The 15,512-nt window shown below is 71.0% G+C and carries 15 protein-coding genes and 1 pseudogene; 15 read left to right on the top strand and 1 reads right to left on the bottom strand.

The window, feature by feature from the left end; all coding sequences use genetic code 11:
• Positions 1 to 143: 143 nt before the first annotated feature.
• From J2X68_RS27850 to prcA, 3 genes and pseudogenes are all read left to right on the top strand, one after another.
• Positions 144 to 323 (top strand): annotated as a pseudogene (locus J2X68_RS27850) (endonuclease domain-containing protein); the annotation flags it as partial.
• Positions 275 to 1,120: a proteasome subunit beta gene (gene prcB, locus J2X68_RS27855; RefSeq protein ID WP_310435316.1), complete on the top strand. Its 846-nt coding sequence runs from the start codon at positions 275 to 277 to the stop codon at positions 1,118 to 1,120. The pseudogene J2X68_RS27850 and the gene prcB, both read left to right, overlap by 49 nt.
• 63 nt (positions 1,121 to 1,183) lie before the next feature.
• Positions 1,184 to 1,921, top strand: coding sequence for a proteasome subunit alpha (gene prcA / locus J2X68_RS27860; protein ID WP_310435317.1), 738 nt, complete (start codon positions 1,184 to 1,186; stop codon positions 1,919 to 1,921).
• 58 nt (positions 1,922 to 1,979) lie between these two features.
• Here the strand turns inward: prcA and J2X68_RS27865 are convergent, their stop codons facing one another.
• A complete protein-coding gene (locus J2X68_RS27865) occupies positions 1,980 to 2,996 on the bottom strand; it encodes a LacI family DNA-binding transcriptional regulator (protein ID WP_310435318.1) in 1,017 nt (338 codons plus the stop codon).
• 120 nt (positions 2,997 to 3,116) lie between these two features.
• On the opposite strand from J2X68_RS27865, the gene J2X68_RS27870 reads away from it, so the two are divergent.
• From J2X68_RS27870 to J2X68_RS27925, 12 genes are all read left to right on the top strand, one after another.
• Positions 3,117 to 4,376: an MFS transporter gene (locus J2X68_RS27870; protein WP_310435319.1), complete on the top strand. Its 1,260-nt coding sequence runs from the start codon at positions 3,117 to 3,119 to the stop codon at positions 4,374 to 4,376.
• Between the two features lie 9 nt (positions 4,377 to 4,385).
• Positions 4,386 to 5,747, top strand: a complete 1,362-nt coding sequence (gene pafA / locus J2X68_RS27875) for a Pup--protein ligase (RefSeq protein ID WP_057607036.1) — start codon at positions 4,386 to 4,388, stop codon at positions 5,745 to 5,747.
• Between the two features lie 135 nt (positions 5,748 to 5,882).
• A complete protein-coding gene (locus tag J2X68_RS27880) occupies positions 5,883 to 6,878 on the top strand; it encodes an FKBP-type peptidyl-prolyl cis-trans isomerase (protein ID WP_310435320.1) in 996 nt (331 codons plus the stop codon).
• Positions 6,879 to 6,940: 62 nt separating this feature from the next.
• Positions 6,941 to 7,312, top strand: coding sequence for an FKBP-type peptidyl-prolyl cis-trans isomerase (locus J2X68_RS27885; RefSeq protein WP_020128331.1), 372 nt, complete (start codon positions 6,941 to 6,943; stop codon positions 7,310 to 7,312).
• Between the two features lie 130 nt (positions 7,313 to 7,442).
• Positions 7,443 to 8,420, top strand: a complete 978-nt coding sequence (locus tag J2X68_RS27890; RefSeq protein WP_310435321.1) for a WYL domain-containing protein — start codon at positions 7,443 to 7,445, stop codon at positions 8,418 to 8,420.
• A gap of 18 nt (positions 8,421 to 8,438) precedes the next feature.
• Positions 8,439 to 9,518, top strand: coding sequence for a WYL domain-containing protein (locus tag J2X68_RS27895; protein WP_310435322.1), 1,080 nt, complete (start codon positions 8,439 to 8,441; stop codon positions 9,516 to 9,518).
• Positions 9,515 to 9,805, top strand: a complete 291-nt coding sequence (locus J2X68_RS27900; protein WP_310435323.1) for a hypothetical protein — start codon at positions 9,515 to 9,517, stop codon at positions 9,803 to 9,805. Before J2X68_RS27895 ends, J2X68_RS27900 begins: the two co-directional genes overlap by 4 nt.
• Before the next feature lie 19 nt (positions 9,806 to 9,824).
• Positions 9,825 to 10,019 (top strand): hypothetical protein, encoded by a 195-nt coding sequence (locus tag J2X68_RS27905; protein WP_310435324.1) that lies wholly within the window; start codon positions 9,825 to 9,827, stop codon positions 10,017 to 10,019.
• Between the two features lie 283 nt (positions 10,020 to 10,302).
• Positions 10,303 to 10,590 (top strand): Sec-independent protein translocase subunit TatA, encoded by a 288-nt coding sequence (tatA, locus tag J2X68_RS27910; protein ID WP_310435325.1) that lies wholly within the window; start codon positions 10,303 to 10,305, stop codon positions 10,588 to 10,590.
• Positions 10,591 to 10,637: 47 nt separating this feature from the next.
• Positions 10,638 to 11,597 (top strand): twin-arginine translocase subunit TatC, encoded by a 960-nt coding sequence (gene tatC / locus J2X68_RS27915; protein ID WP_310435326.1) that lies wholly within the window; start codon positions 10,638 to 10,640, stop codon positions 11,595 to 11,597.
• A 31-nt stretch (positions 11,598 to 11,628) separates the two neighbouring features.
• The gene (locus J2X68_RS27920; RefSeq protein ID WP_310435327.1) at positions 11,629 to 12,519 is read left to right on the top strand and encodes a diacylglycerol kinase; all 891 of its coding nucleotides are present in this window, start codon (positions 11,629 to 11,631) and stop codon (positions 12,517 to 12,519) included.
• Positions 12,520 to 12,582: 63 nt separating this feature from the next.
• On the top strand, positions 12,583 to 15,435 hold the full coding sequence (locus J2X68_RS27925; protein ID WP_310435328.1) for a DEAD/DEAH box helicase: 2,853 nt from the start codon (positions 12,583 to 12,585) through the stop codon (positions 15,433 to 15,435).
• The last annotated feature ends 77 nt before the right edge of the window (positions 15,436 to 15,512 follow it).

A 15,512-nucleotide genomic window follows, 5' to 3' on the forward strand; every position in this document is an offset into this window, starting at 1 on the left:
TCGATCCGAAGGTATCGGGGGATCGTGGGTTGAGAAGCGAAGAGGGTGTGCAGCGCTGCGCGCGGTCCGACGATCAAGCCGCGCGCAGCCTCCTCCTGTCGGCGGCCACGCTCTGAGGCCTTGCGGCGGCAGCGTCGGCCACGCAGGTTGATCACCGTCATCCGGCGGGTAGGGTCCGTGGCATACCGTGCTTCAACTGCAATTCCGGCCTCGGCCTGTTGAGGGATGACCCCGCAGCCGTGTACCGAGCAGCCGAATATCTGGAAGGAAACGCGTGGAAGCCAACACTCGTAGCACCGGGCGTCTACCGGCTGCCTTCCTGACGCCCGGGTCCTCGTCCTTCATGGACTTTCTCTCCGACCACCAGCCGGAGCTGCTGCCCGGCATGCGGCAGCTGCCCCCGACACAGGGTGTGATCGACGCGCCGCACGGCACGACGATCGTCGCCGTGACGTTCCCCGGTGGTGTCGTGCTCGCCGGTGACCGTCGCGCCACGATGGGCAACGTCATCGCGCAGCGGGACATCGAGAAGGTCTTCCCGGCTGACGAGTACTCGGCCGTCGGAATCGCCGGCACCGCCGGTCTGGCCGTCGAGATGGTGAAACTGTTCCAGCTGGAGCTGGAGCACTTCGAGAAGGTCGAGGGCGCGCAGCTCTCCCTCGAGGGCAAGGCGAACCGGCTGTCGACCATGATCCGCTCCAACCTGGGCATGGCCATGCAGGGCCTGGCGGTCGTGCCCCTGTTCGCCGGGTTCGACGTGGACCGGGACCGCGGCCGGATCTTCTCCTACGACGTCACGGGCGGCCGCTCCGAGGAGCACAACTACGCCGCCACCGGCTCCGGCTCGATCTTCGCGCGCGGGGCGATGAAGAAGCTCTTCCACAACAACCTGACCGAGGAAGAGGCCACGACCCTGGTGGTCCAGGCCCTCTACGACGCGGCGGACGACGACTCGGCGACCGGTGGTCCCGATGTCGCGCGCCGGATCTACCCCATCGTCACCGTGATCACCGAGGACGGCTTCCGCCGGCTCACCGACGAGGAGTCGTCGGAGATCGCCCGCTCGATCCTGGCGCGTCGCCTGGAGCAGCCGGACGGCCCGCGCGCCGCCCTGCTGTAGCCGGCGGCCCCGTTCTCATCCCAGGTGATCCCCGTGACTTCGACAGAAAGGGACGGATAACCGGTGTCGACGCCGTTCTATGTCTCACCCCAGCAGGCGATGGCCGACCGCGCCGAGTACGCCCGCAAGGGCATCGCGCGCGGCCGCAGCCTCGTTGTGATCCAGTACGCCGACGGCATCGTGTTCGTCGGCGAGAATCCGTCCCGCGCGCTGCACAAGTTCAGCGAGATCTACGACCGGATCGGCTTCGCGGCCGCCGGCAAGTACAACGAGTACGAGAACCTCCGGATCGGCGGCGTCCGGTACGCCGACCTGCGTGGTTACACCTATGACCGGGACGACGTGACCGCCCGCGGTCTGGCCAACGTGTACGCCCAGACACTGGGCACGATCTTCTCCTCGGCGGGCGAGAAGCCCTACGAGGTGGAGCTGGTGGTGGCCGAGGTCGGGGCCACGCCGGACGGGGACCAGATCTACCGGCTGCCGCACGACGGCTCGATCGTCGACGAGCACGGCTCGGTGGCGGTCGGCGGCAACGCCGAGCAGATCAGCAGCTACCTGGACCAGCGCCACCGGGACGGCATGAGTCTGGCCGAGGCGCTGAAGCTGGCCGTCCAGGCCCTGTCGCGCGACACCAACGGCACGGAGCGGGAGATCCCCGCCGAGCGTCTGGAGGTGGCCGTGCTGGACCGCACGCGGCCGCAGTCGCGCAAGTTCAAGCGGATCGTCGGCCGTCAGCTGGCCCGGCTGCTGGAGACGGACGGCGCGACCACCGAGGCGGAGAGCGCCGAGGAGGAGTAGCCCCGCCCCCTCACCCTTGTGCGCCCCGGTCGATGCCTCGGCCGGGGCGCAGGGCGTCTCAGGAGGCGTTCGGCGGCCCCGTGGAGGCCCGCACGACCAGTTCGACGGGGATGTCCCCGGCGTCCGGTGCGCGGCCCTCCAGGACGGCGAGGAGGGCCCGCATGCCTCGCTCGCCGAACAGCTCGGCGTCCAGTCGTACCGTCGTCAGCTCGGGGTCCAGCGCGGTGGCCAGGGCGAGGTCGTCCAGGCCGGTGACGGACACGTCGTCGGGGACGCGCAGGCCGAGCCGCCGCAGGGCCTTGTAGACGCCGGCCGCGAGCTTGTCGTCGTCGCACACGACGGCGGTGGGCCGGGGTCCCGGAGCGCTCAGGGCCGCCGCCGCGGCGGCCAGGGCGCCGTCGATGGAGATCGGGGCGGCGGCGGTGCGCAGCGAGGTCCCGGCCGCCGCGCCGACCCGGGCGGCGAGTTCACGCGCGCGGACCTCGAAGGTCCAGGACGGGATGTCGGCCGCGAGGTGCAGGAAGCGGCGGTGGCCGAGGCCCAGCAGATGGTCGGCGACCTGGCGGACGCCGTCGGCGATGTCGAGGTTGACCGTGGCGGCGCCGAGGCTTCCCGAGGGGTCGCTGTCCAGCATCACCAGGGGGAGCTGGTCGCCGCGGATGGCGGTGAGCGCGTCGGCGGCCATCGAGGAGGCGAGGACGCCGTCGAGGGCGGCCTGGGCCGAGGCGAAGGGGTCACGGGCGGGACCGACGCCCTCGGGGGAGGGGTAGAGGACCACCCCGAAGCCGTGCTCGGCCGCGACCCGCGCCGCGCCGGTGTAGACGCCGGCGAAGAACTCCGTGGTGAGCGCGGGGACCACGAGCAGCACGGTGCGGGTGCGGCCCAGGCGCAGGTTGCGGGCGGCGAGATTGGGCCGGTAGCCGAGTTCGCGGGCCGCCTCCCGTACGCGTTCCGCGGTGGTCTCGGCGACGCGGCCGCGCCACTTGTCGCCGAGGACGAGGGAGACGGCGGCCTGGGAGACCCCCGCGGCCCGGGCGACGTCACGGCTCGTCGGGCGCGTGCTACCTCGTGCCACCGTGGGCCTGCTCCTTCGTCTGGACTGGCGAACAGCGCACATGGTACGTATGACGAGAGACGTTATACGTAAAACCTTGAGGTGGTCCATTGCCTCGGGCTAGCCGACGGAGGCGGGACATTGGCCGCGGGATACCTGGAGATCCTCAGGGCGAAGCACGCCGCCCGGCTGCTGACGGGCACGCTCGTCGGCCGGCTGCCGAACGCCACGGCCGCCATCGCGATCGTGCTGTTCGTGCGCGCGGAGGGCGGCACCTACAGCCTCGCGGGCGCGCTGGCGGCCGTCTACGGCGTCGCCAACGCCGTCGGGCAGCCGCTGCTGGGGCGGCTGGTCGACCGGCACGGACAGCCCGGGGTCCAGCTGCCCGCGGCGCTCGGCTCCGCCCTCGCCATGGCCGTCTTCGCCTTCGTGGGCGTGGACCCGCCCTCGCTCGCGTACCTGGCGGTGGCGGCCGCCGGACTCTTCACACCGCCCCTGGAGGGCGGCCTGCGGGCGTTGTGGCCGGCGGTGCTGCGCCGCGAGGACCAGGTGCACACGGCGTACGCGATGGACGCGGTGGCGCAGGAGGTGATGTTCACCGTCGGGCCGCTGCTGGTGACCCTGTGCGTGTCGCTGTGGTCGGCGCAGGGCGCCCTGCTGGCGCTGAACGCGGTCGGGGTGCTGGGCGCCCTGTCGGTCGTGATGTCGCCGCCCTCGCGCGCGTGGCGGTCCGCCCCGCGTGAGGCGCACTGGCTGGGCGCGCTGCGGTCGCCCGGCCTGCTGGCGCTCCTCGGGGCGTTCCTGTTCATCGGCGTGGCGCTCGGTTCCATCACGGTGGCCTCCGTGCCGTACGCGGACGATCACGGCGGTGACGCGGTGTACGGCTGGCTGATGGCCGCGCTCGGGCTCGGCGCGCTGCTCGGCGGCGTGGTGTACGGGGCGCGCCAGTGGGCGGGGACGCCGGAGCGGCGACTGCGCGGGCTGGTGGCGCTTCTGGCGGTGTGTTACCTGCCCCTGACGCTGATGCCCGGTGCGGTGGCCATGGTGGCGCTGACGGCGCTCGCGGGTGTGTTCCTGGCGCCCGCCATCGCCTGCGCCTTCGTCATCGTCGACCGGCACGCGCCGCGCGGGACGGTGACGGAGGCGTTCTCCTGGCTGGTGACCACGTTCACGGTCGGCGCGTCGGTGGGAACGGGCCTGGCGGGTCCGGTCGTCGAGGCCGGCGGCGCGCTGTGGGGATTCACGGTGCCGGCTGTCGCGGGCGCCGTATCGCTGATGGTTTTGCTGGCCACAGGGCGGGTACTTGCCGTTCCCGCCGGAAGTGCGGTCGTTGCGGCTTCATCGGAAAATGATCCAAACCGTGCTGCCGAACCCCGTTTCAGTTCAGGGGATCGGGCGTAATGTTCACTCATGGACCGCCGCATTTTCGGGCTGGAGAACGAGTACGGCGTCACATGTACGTTCAGGGGACAGCGTCGGCTGTCTCCCGACGAGGTGGCGCGGTACCTCTTCCGCCGTGTCGTGTCATGGGGCCGAAGCAGCAATGTCTTTCTGCGGAACGGCGCCCGCCTCTATCTCGACGTGGGATCGCATCCGGAATACGCGACACCGGAATGTGACAACGTGACCGAGTTGGTCACCCACGACAAGGCCGGCGAGCGCATTCTCGAAGGACTCCTGGTGGACGCGGAGCGACGCCTGCACGAGGAAGGAATCGCGGGCGACGTCTACCTCTTCAAGAACAACACGGACTCGGCGGGCAACTCTTATGGTTGCCACGAGAACTACCTGGTGGCCCGGCACGGGGAGTTCTCCCGGCTCGCGGACATCCTGATCCCGTTCCTGGTGACCCGCCAGCTGCTGTGCGGCGCGGGCAAGGTGCTGCAGACGCCCCGCGGGGCCGTCTACTGCGTCAGCCAGCGGGCCGAGCACATCTGGGAGGGCGTCTCCTCCGCGACGACCCGCTCGCGGCCCATCATCAACACGCGCGACGAGCCGCACGCGGACGCCGAGCGCTACCGCCGTCTGCACGTCATCGTCGGCGACTCCAACATGTCCGAGACGACCATGCTGCTGAAGGTCGGCGCCACCGACCTGGTGCTGCGCATGATCGAGGCGGGCACGGTGATGCGGGACCTGACACTGGAGAACCCGATCCGGGCGATCCGCGAGGTCAGCCACGACATCACGGGCCGGCGCAAGGTGCGGCTGGCCAGCGGCCGGGAGGCCTCCGCGCTGGAGGTGCAGCGGGAGTACTACGAGAAGGCCGTGGACTTCGTCGAGCGCCGGGGTGTGCGCACCGGTACCGTCGACCAGGTCCTGGAGCTGTGGGGCCGCACGCTGGACGCGATCGAGGCGGAGGACCTCGACCGGATCGGCACCGAGATCGACTGGGTGATGAAGTACAAGCTCATCGAGCGGTACCGGGCCAAGCACAACATGACGATGTCGCATCCGCGGGTGGCGCAGATAGACCTCGCTTATCACGACATCCACCGTCGTCGTGGTCTGTACTACCTGTTGGAGCGAAAAGGCCAAGCGGCGCGGATCTGCAACGACTTGAAGATCTTCGAGGGCAAGTCGGTGCCGCCGCAGACCACCCGGGCGCGGTTGCGCGGCGACTTCATCCGCCGCGCGCAGGAGCAGCGCCGGGACTTCACGGTGGACTGGGTCCACCTGAAGCTCAACGACCAGGCGCAGCGCACCGTGTTGTGCAAGGACCCGTTCCGGTCGGTGGACGACCGGGTGGAGAAACTGATCGCCGGAATGTGAGTGTCGCGTTCCGCACGCGGTGCGGAACGCGACACGGGCGCCGTACGTTCCCGTACGGCGCCCTTCGCACGTCGACAAACGTCGCTAAGGTAGCGCGCACGCCATCAGAAGATCGACCGATTACGAGGCTTCATCGTGCGCCGACGCTCACTCATCCTTGCCGCCGTACCCGCGGGACTGGTCACTCTCGCCGCCTGCGGCGACGACAAGTCCGACTCGAGCAAGGCGAGCGACAGCGCGTCGTCCTCCGCCGGGGCCACGCCCCCACCGAAGATCGTCGACGGCCCGCTGCCGGCCATCACGGCGGGCGTGAAGTTCGACCAGAAGCCGACGGTCGCCAAGGGCACCGGTGAGCCCTCGGACCAGCTGGCCGTGAAGACGGTGATCGCGGGCAGCGGCAAGACCGTCGCGGAGAACGACTACATCCAGGCGAACTGTCTCGGCCAGATCTGGGACAGCGCGAAGGTCCTCCTCAACACCTACGACACCAAGAAGCCGCTGTTCACCCAGCTCGCGCAGGGCGGCACCATCGACGGCTGGCGCTATGCGCTGACGGGCAAGAAGACCGGCAGCCGGGTGCTCTTCTCGGTGCCGCCGACCTGGGCCTTCGGCAAGGACGGCGACGCGGACACGGGCATCAAGGGCACCGACACGCTGGTGTTCGTCTTCGACATCCAGGACACCTTCAACGCGAAGAGCTCGGCCAAGGGCAAGGACGTGCCGCAGGACGACGCCGCCGTGCCGAAGGTGGGGACGAACACCGACGGCAAGGCGCCCTCGATCGAGATCCCCAAGTCGGACCCGCCGACCGAGCTGGTGTCGAACTACGTGATCGAGGGTGACGGCCCGAAGCTCGCGGCGGACGACACCGTGCTGGTGCAGTACAAGGGCGTCGTCTGGGACACGGGCAAGGAGTTCGACTCCTCGTACAGCCGCAGTTCGCTGACCTCGTTCTCGCTCCAGCAGGTGGTCAAGGGCTGGGCGCAGGGCCTGACCGGCAAGAAGGTGGGCAGCCGGGTCGTCATCGTCGTGCCGCCGTCGCTGGGTTACGGCGACAGCCCGCCGAGCGGCAGCGGGATCGAGAAGGACTCGACCATGGTGTTCTCGGTGGACATCATCGCCAAGGTGTGAGGCCGGCGAAGGTGTAAGACTGTCCGTGTTGCCTTTCCGTGAGACATGCAGGAGCCAGTGACGTGAGCATTGACAAGCCCGAGATCGACTTCCCCGGCGGCGAGCCCCCGGCGGACCTCGAGATCAAGGACATCTGGGAGGGTGACGGCGAGGTCGCCCAGGCCGGCCACAACGTCAGCGTCCACTACGTCGGTGTCGCCTTCAGCACCGGTGAGGAGTTCGACGCCAGCTGGAACCGCGGGACGCCGTTCCGCTTCCCGCTCGGCGGCGGACGCGTCATCAAGGGCTGGGACCAGGGCGTGCAGGGCATGAAGGTCGGCGGCCGTCGCCAGCTGACCATCCCGGCCCACCTCGCCTACGGCAACCAGAGCCCCACCCCGGCGATCAAGCCCGGCGAGACGCTGATCTTCGTCGTGGACCTGCTCGGGGTCTGACCGTCGTACGACCGGTGTTGATCACCTGGGGTCCATGCCCGCCCGGGCATGGGCCCTCGGCTTTTGCCCGGGAGCCGCGGGGCGGTACGGTCGTCGATCGTAAGCACCATAGGGGAGGCGAAGGGCGTCGATGGCCATTGCCAAGGCCGAGCGGCTGATGAACCTGGCGCTGTGTCTGCTCGGGACGCGCCGGCCGCTCAGCAAGCGTGAGCTGCGCGACTCCATCGAGGCGTATGTCGAGACCTTCCGGCCGGGCAACGGCGGGACGGGCTCGGACGACTCCTTCAACCGGATGTTCGAGCGGGACAAGGACGATCTTCGCGAGCTCGGCCTGGTCATCGAGACCGTGGAGAGCCTGGACGGCGAGATCGGCTACCTCGCCCGCCGCGACAGCAACCGGCTGCCGCCCATCACGCTGGACGCCGAGGAGGCCGCGGCGCTGGGCCTGGCCGCCAAGGTGTGGCAGCAGGCGCGGCTGGCCGGCGCGGCGAGCGGAGCCCTGCAGAAGCTGCGCGCGGCGGGGCTCCCCGAGGACGTCGACCCGTACGAGGCACACGGCGCCCTGGAGCCCAGGATCCCCGTGCACGAGGCCGCGTTCGAGCCGCTGATGCTGGCCTGCCGCGACCGTCGGCCCGTCATGTTCGACTACCGCAAGGCCACCGCCGCGCACCCGGAGCCCCGGCACGTCGAGCCGTGGGCGCTGGAGTGCTGGCGCGGCCACTGGTACCTGGCCGGATTCGACCGCGACCGGGGCGCCGAGCGGGTCTTCCGGCTCTCACGGATCACCGGAAAGGTGCGCTCGCGGGGGACGAGCTTCACCGTGCCGGTCCCCGACGTGGTCACCGTCCGTGAGACGGTCGCGAGCTGGGCGGGGGAGACCGCCGACCGCAGCGCGCTGATCCGGCTGCGGACGGACGCCGGGTACCCCTTGCGGGCGAAGGCCACCGCGGTGCGGGAACTCGGCGACGGCTGGGACGAGTTGGAGATTCCGTACGGGCACGGGCTGGACGCCTGGCTGGTGGAGTTCGGGCCGGACGTGGTGGTCCTCGATCCCGCCGAGCTGCGCGCGGACGTCGTGGACCGGCTACGGGCCGTGGCCAAGGGCTGAGGGGGAGCGAGCAACACAGTGGCAGGCAAACCGGTCAGGCCGACGAACGCCATCGACCAGACGCGGCGGATGCTCTCCCTGGTGACGTATCTCAGGGAGCGCCCCGGCGCGCGGATCGAGGACGTGGCGCGCGCGTTCGGCATCACCGAGGACGAGCTGGTCTCGGACCTCGACGTGCTGCCCATGTGCGGCACCAGCTTCCGCGGCGGCGACCTCCTCGACATCGACACCGACGGGGAGCGCATCTGGTGGCACAACCCGGCCGCGCTCGGCGCGGAGGCCGCCGAACCGCTGCGGCTGGCCGCCGACGAGGCGACCGCGCTGCTGGTGGCGGCCCGGGCGGTGTCCACGCTGCCGGGTCTGCGGGAGGGCGACCGGCAGGCGCTGCTGCGGGCGACGGCCAAGGTGGAGGCCGCGGCCGGTGAGGCGGCGGGCGCGAGCGCGCGGCTGTCGGTGACGTTCGAGTCGGAGGGCGGGGTCTTCGCGGACGTCGACCGGGCGATCTCCGAGCGGCGCCGGCTGTGGATCCGCTACTACTCGCCCGCGCGCGACCAGGTCACCGAGCGCGAGATCGACCCCATCCGGCTGGTCAGCGTCGGGCACACGTACGTGGAGGCCTGGTGCCGCCGCTCGGAGGCGCGGCGCACCTTCCGGCTGGACCGGGTCGCCGAGATCAAGATCCTCGACGAGCCGTCGGCGCCGCCCGAGATCGAGCTCCGGGACCTGTCGGAGGGGCTCGTGCAGCCGGCCGCCGAGGACCCGGAGGTCGTCGTCGAGGTCGGCCCGGGCGGCCGCTGGGTCGCCGAGTACTACCCGCACGACAGCGCCGATGAGCTTTCCGACGGCGGACTGCGTATCACTCTGCGTACGCCCGAACCCGCCTCGCTCAGGCGGCTGGCGCTGCGGCTCGGCCGTGACGGCCGGATCGTGTCGCCGCCGGAGCTCGCCGACAGCGCCCGCCTGGCCGCCCGTGAGGCGCTCGCGGCGTACGACGGGCTCGAGGCGCGCGGCGCGGCCGACGGGCCGCCCGCGGTCCGCGGCGAGCAGCCGGGACAGCGGGGTGGGAGTCGGTTCGACGGGCGGGAGCAGGGGCTGTGAACGAGTCGACGGCGTCCGGTGTGCGGGGCATCTCCGTGGCCTCCGCGTTCGCCGGGATGCGCAGTGCGGGTCCGGTGCGTTTCCGGGCCGGGTGCCCCGACTGCCGAGGCGCCTTCGAGCTGGCCGCGAGTGCCCTGCGACTGGCGATCGGCGCGTCCAGCCGGACCACCTTCTACTCCTTCACCTGCCCCGACTGCGGTGCCGCCGTGCGCAAGCCGGCCGGCGAGCGGATCGTCGAGCTGCTCACCGGCGGCGGGGTCAGGACCCTGCGGCTGCACACCCCGTAGGACGGTCTAGGCTCGCCCCATGTTCTGGCCGATGTTCGCGGTTGTCATGGGTTTCGCAGGTCTCGCCGTCCTCGCGGTGTTCGCCGTACGGGTGTTCTCGGAGGCGCGGCTTCTGGGGCGGCAGGTCGCGGAGTCCGCGCGCCGCATCGACCGGGCGGCCCAGGATCTGGAACGGGCCGCGGCGAGCGCGGCCCGCGCTGTGGACACGCTGTGACGGTCGCTGTGGAGACTCCCGCCCGGTGCTGTGGGCGCCCTGTGAGTCCTGCTCCGAATGCGTTTTGGGCCACTTCGCCCTCCCGCCCCGGCGGGGAGGACAGGTACGCTGCTGGTCGCGGATCGGAGAACGAGGCCCGGACCGCGGACCGGGAGTACGCACGGGGATTGCCTCACGTTTACCCCTGAGCGTTACGATCGCTGTCATCACGATCGTTCGGACAGGTGTCCGACCGATCGGACGGCATCCCACCCCCGCAGCCTCGGTGAGAAGGTAAAGACTTATGTTCGGAAGGCTCGGCGCCCCCGAGATCATTCTCATCCTCGTCGTCGTCATCCTGCTGTTCGGCGCCAAGAAGCTTCCCGACATGGCGCGCTCGCTCGGCAAGTCCGCTCGCATCCTCAAGAGCGAGGCGAAGGCGATGAAGGAAGACGGCAGCGGCACGGCCACCCCGGCCGGCCCGCCGAACGACGGCGAGCAGCCCCCGGCTCAGCGCACCATCCAGGCCGCCCCCGGCGACGTGACCAGCTCGCGTCCGGTCACCGAGCCGACGGACACGACCAAGCGCTGACGCAGGGCCGGTGACCTCCGGCCCGCCGCACGAGATGGGAACGTGGGTTGCTGAAGCCTGCCCGCAAACAGGAGAAGGACCCCGAGGGGCGGATGCCCCTCGCGGATCACCTTCGTGAGCTCCGCAACCGGCTCGCGAAGGCGATGCTGGCCATCGTCGTCGTGACGGTCGTAGCCGCCTTCTTCTACAACGACATCATCAACTTCCTCACCAAGCCGATCCTCGACTCGGTCGGCTGCGGGAAGACTTTCGAGGAGATCGCGGGCCAGCTCAACTCCGGCGACGCCACGAACAAGTGTGCGAGCATCACGATCAACGGTCTGCTCGCGCCGTTCACGCTGGCCCTGCAGGTCTCCCTGATGGCCGGGATCGTCTTCGCCTCGCCGGTCTGGCTCTACCAGCTGTGGGCCTTCATCGCCCCCGGCCTGCACAACCACGAGCGCAAGTACGCCTACGCGTTCGTCGGCATGGGCGCCCCGCTGTTCCTGGGCGGCGGCTACTTCGCCTACCGGGTGCTGCCGACCACCGCGAAGGTGCTGATCGACTTCACGCCGGGCGGCGTCAGCAACCTGCTGCCGCTGGACGACCTGCTCCAGCTCGTCACGCGCATGGTGGTCGTCTTCGGCCTCTCCTTCGAGCTGCCGCTGCTGCTGGTCTTCCTCAACCTCACCGGCATGGTCACCGGCAGGCGCATGCTCGGCTGGTGGCGGGCCATGATCATCGGCATCACGGTGTTCGCCGCCGTGGCCACGCCCAGCACCGACCCCATCTCGATGCTGGCGCTCGCCGGACCGATCTGGATCCTGTACTTCGGCGCCACCGCCTTCTCCCTGCTGAACGACCGGCGCAGGCGCCGCCGCGACGCCCTGGGCCCAGCCGACGACGAGGCCTCCGAGCTGGACCTCACGCCCGAGGCCGTCGACGCGGTCGAGCCGGTGACCGCGAGCCGCGCGCTGCCGGAACAGGCGAGCACGGAGCGCGTGAACGGTTATGACGACGTGACCTGACAGACGTCGGAGAGCTCCTAAGGTCATCCCCGTGACCAGCGAGATCACCCTCTTCGTCCATCCCGCCGCGGGCCGCGGCCGGGGCGCTCACGCCGCGCCGCCGGCCGCTTCCGCGTTGCGGGCGGCCGGCTACACGGTCGACACGGTCCTCGGCGCGCACGCCGGGGACGCCCTCGCCCGCGCGCGTGCCGCCGTCGCCGCCGGTACCGGCGCCCTGATCGCCGTCGGCGGTGACGGACTGGCCCACCTCGCGCTCCAGGCCGTCGCCGGCACCCGCACCCCGCTCGGCCTGATCGCCGCCGGCACCGGCAACGACTTCGCCCGCGCCCTCGGTCTGCCCGTCCGCGATCCGGCGGCCGCGGCCCGGCTGGTCGCCGACGCCCTCAAGGGCGCCCGGATCCGCGACGTCGACCTCGGCCGGGTGGGAGACCGCTGGTTCGGCACGGTCCTCGCCTCCGGCTTCGACTCCCGGGTCAACGACCGGGGCAACCGCATGCGATGGCCTGTCGGACGCGCCAGGTACGACCTCGCGATGCTGGCCGAACTGGCGGCGTTCCGCCCGTTCCCGTACCGCATCACCCTCGACGACGGAGTGGTCCGGGAGGTCGAGGCCACCCTCGTCGCCGTCGGCAACGGGTCGTCCTACGGCGGCGGTATGCGGATCTGCCCCGGCGCCGACCTCACCGACGGACTGTTCGACGTCACGGTCGTCGGGGACTGCAGCCGGACGACGCTGCTACGGGTGTTCCCGAAGGTGTACCGGGGGACGCACGTCGATCATCCGAAGGTCACCGTGCTGCGCGCGGCGAAGGTCGAGATCCTCGCCGAGGGCGTCTCGGGCTACGCGGACGGGGAGCGGCTCGGGGAACTGCCGCTCACCGCGCGGTGCGTGCCGGGCGCGGTGCGGGTCATCGGCCCCTGAAACGTGCCGCCCGTGCCCCTGTGAGCTGGGCGTACGGAGGTTTGTCCGGACCGGATCCGGATAATGATCGTCCTGTTGTCAGTGCGGCCCGGTACGCTCGAAAGCACGATGACAGAGGATCTCTCACCGGCCGAGCGGTACGCGGCAGCACGCAAGCGCGCTGTCGAGCAGGCCACCGCGTTCGCGTCCTTCCGCGAGATGTACGACTTCGGCCTCGACCCCTTCCAGATCGAGGCCTGCCGGGCACTCGAAGCGGGCAAGGGCGTCCTGGTGGCCGCTCCCACCGGCTCGGGCAAGACGATCGTGGGCGAGTTCGCCGTCCACCTCGCCCTCCAGCAGGGCAAGAAGTGCTTCTACACGACGCCCATCAAGGCGCTGTCGAACCAGAAGTACTCCGACCTGTGCCGACGCTACGGCAGCGACAAGGTCGGCCTGCTGACCGGCGACAACAGCGTCAACTCCGATGCCCCGGTGGTCGTGATGACCACCGAGGTGCTGCGGAACATGCTGTACGCCGGTTCGCAGACCCTCCTCGGCCTCGGGTACGTGGTGATGGACGAGGTGCACTACCTCTCCGACCGCTTCCGGGGCGCCGTGTGGGAAGAGGTGATCATCCACCTGCCCGAGTCGGTCACCCTGGTCTCGCTGTCGGCCACCGTGTCCAACGCCGAGGAGTTCGGCGACTGGCTGGACACCGTGCGCGGCGACACCGAGGTGATCGTCTCCGAACACCGGCCCGTGCCGCTGTTCCAGCACGTGCTCGCCGGGCGGCGGATGTACGACCTGTTCGAGGAGGGCGAGGGCCAGCGCAGAGCCGTCAACCCCGACCTCACGCGGCTGGCCCGTATGGAGGCGAGCCGGCCCTCGTACCAGGACCGCAAGCGGGGCCGGAACATGCGCGAGGCCGACCGCGAGCGGGAGCGCAGGCAGCGGTCGCGGGTGTGGACGCCGGGGCGGCCGGAGGTCATCGAGCGGCTCGACGCCGCGGGGCTGCTGCCCGCCATCACCTTCATCTTCAGCCGTGCCGCCTGCGAGGCCGCCGTCCAGCAGTGCCTGTACGCCGGGCTGCGGCTGAACGACGAGGAGGCGCGGGCCGAGGTGCGCGCCCTGGTGGAGGAGCGCACCGCCGCCATCCCCCACGAGGACCTGCACGTCCTCGGCTACTACGAGTGGCTCGAGGGACTGGAGCGCGGCATCGCCGCCCACCACGCGGGCATGCTGCCGACCTTCAAGGAGGTCGTCGAGGAGCTCTTCGTGCGCGGCCTGGTCAAGGCCGTCTTCGCGACCGAGACGCTCGCCCTCGGCATCAACATGCCCGCCCGCTCGGTGGTGCTGGAGAAGCTCGTCAAGTGGAACGGCGAGCAGCACGCCGACATCACTCCCGGCGAGTACACCCAGCTCACCGGCCGCGCGGGCCGACGGGGCATCGACGTCGAGGGTCACGCCGTCGTGCTGTGGCAGCGCGCGATGAGCCCCGAGCACCTCGCCGGGCTCGCGGGCACCCGCACGTATCCGCTGCGCTCCAGCTTCAAGCCGTCGTACAACATGGCCGTCAACCTGGTCGAGCAGTTCGGGCGGCACCGCTCGCGCGAACTGCTGGAGACCTCGTTCGCGCAGTTCCAGGCGGACCGGTCGGTGGTCGGGATCTCCCGGCAGGTGCAGCGCAACGAGGAGGGGCTGGAGGGCTACCGGGCCTCCATGACCTGCCACCTCGGTGACTTCGACGAGTACGCGGGGCTGCGCCGCGACCTCAAGGACCGCGAGACCGAACTGGCCAAGCAGGGGGCGAGCCAGCGGCGCGCCGAGGCCGCCGTGGCGCTGGAGAAGCTCAAGCCGGGGGACGTCATCCACGTGCCCACCGGCAAGTACGCCGGACTGGCGCTGGTGCTCGACCCGGGCCTGCCCGCCGGCCGGGCCAACGGCCATCGCGGCTTCGAGCAGCACGACGGGCCGCGTCCGCTGGTCCTCACCGCCGAGCGGCAGGTCAAGCGGCTGGCCTCGATGGACTTCCCGGTGCCGGTCGAGGCGCTGGACCGGATGCGGATCCCGAAGTCGTTCAACCCGCGCTCGCCGCAGTCGCGCCGCGATCTCGCCTCGGCGCTGCGCACCAAGGCCGGGCACATCCCGCCGGAGCGGGCCCGCAAGCAGCGTTCGCAGGCCGCCGACGACCGGGAGATCGCCCGGCTGCGCACGGCGATCCGCGCGCATCCCTGCCATGGCTGCGCCGACCGTGAGGACCACGCCCGCTGGGCCGAGCGCTACCACCGGCTGCTGCGGGACACCTCGCAGCTGGAGCGTCGCATCGAGGGGCGCACCAACACGATCGCCCGTACCTTCGACCGGATCGTGGCGCTCCTGACCGAGCTCGACTACCTCCGGGGCAACGAGGTCACCGAGCACGGCAAGCGGCTCGCCCGGCTCTACGGCGAACTCGACCTGCTGGCGAGCGAATGCCTGCGCGCGGGAGTGTGGGAGGGGCTGGCCCCCGCCGAACTGGCCGCGTGTGTCTCGGCGTTGGTCTACGAGTCGCGCGCCGGGGACGACGCCATGGCGCCGAAGCTGCCCTCGGGCAAGGCGAAGGCCGCGCTCGGCGAGATGGTGCGCATCTGGGGACGGCTGGACGCTCTGGAGGAGGACTTCCGGATCAGCCAGACCGAGGGGGTGGGCCAGCGTGAGCCCGATCTCGGCTTCGCCTGGTCGGCCTACATGTGGGCCTCCGGCAAGGGCCTCGACGAGGTGCTGCGCGAGGCGGAGATGCCCGCCGGCGACTTCGTGCGCTGGTGCAAGCAGGTCATCGACGTGCTGGGGCAGATCTCCGCTGCTTCCGCCGCGGAGGGGTCGACGGTGGCCAAGGCCGCGCGCAAGGCCGTCGACGAGCTGCTCCGGGGTGTGGTCGCCTACTCGTCGGTGGGCTGATCGCGTCCGGGGGGTGCGGGCCGGGGCGCCGCGTGGCCGCGGCCCCCCGCCCGCGCGCGGACGCGCGGCGCGCCGCC

Source organism: Streptomyces sp. 3330 (assembly GCF_031456635.1).
Lineage (GTDB): Bacteria > Actinomycetota > Actinomycetes > Streptomycetales > Streptomycetaceae > Streptomyces.

Excerpts from the sequence above, each read along its gene's own strand:
- pafA (WP_057607036.1), top strand. The coding sequence starts at position 4,386 with ATGGACCGCCGCATTTTCGGGCTGGAGAACGAGTACGGCGTCACATGT.
- J2X68_RS27890 (WP_310435321.1), top strand. The coding sequence starts at position 7,443 with ATGGCCATTGCCAAGGCCGAGCGGCTGATGAACCTGGCGCTGTGTCTG.
- J2X68_RS27905 (WP_310435324.1), top strand. The coding sequence starts at position 9,825 with ATGTTCTGGCCGATGTTCGCGGTTGTCATGGGTTTCGCAGGTCTCGCC.
- tatA (WP_310435325.1), top strand. The coding sequence starts at position 10,303 with ATGTTCGGAAGGCTCGGCGCCCCCGAGATCATTCTCATCCTCGTCGTC.
- J2X68_RS27925 (WP_310435328.1), top strand. The coding sequence starts at position 12,583 with ATGATCGTCCTGTTGTCAGTGCGGCCCGGTACGCTCGAAAGCACGATG.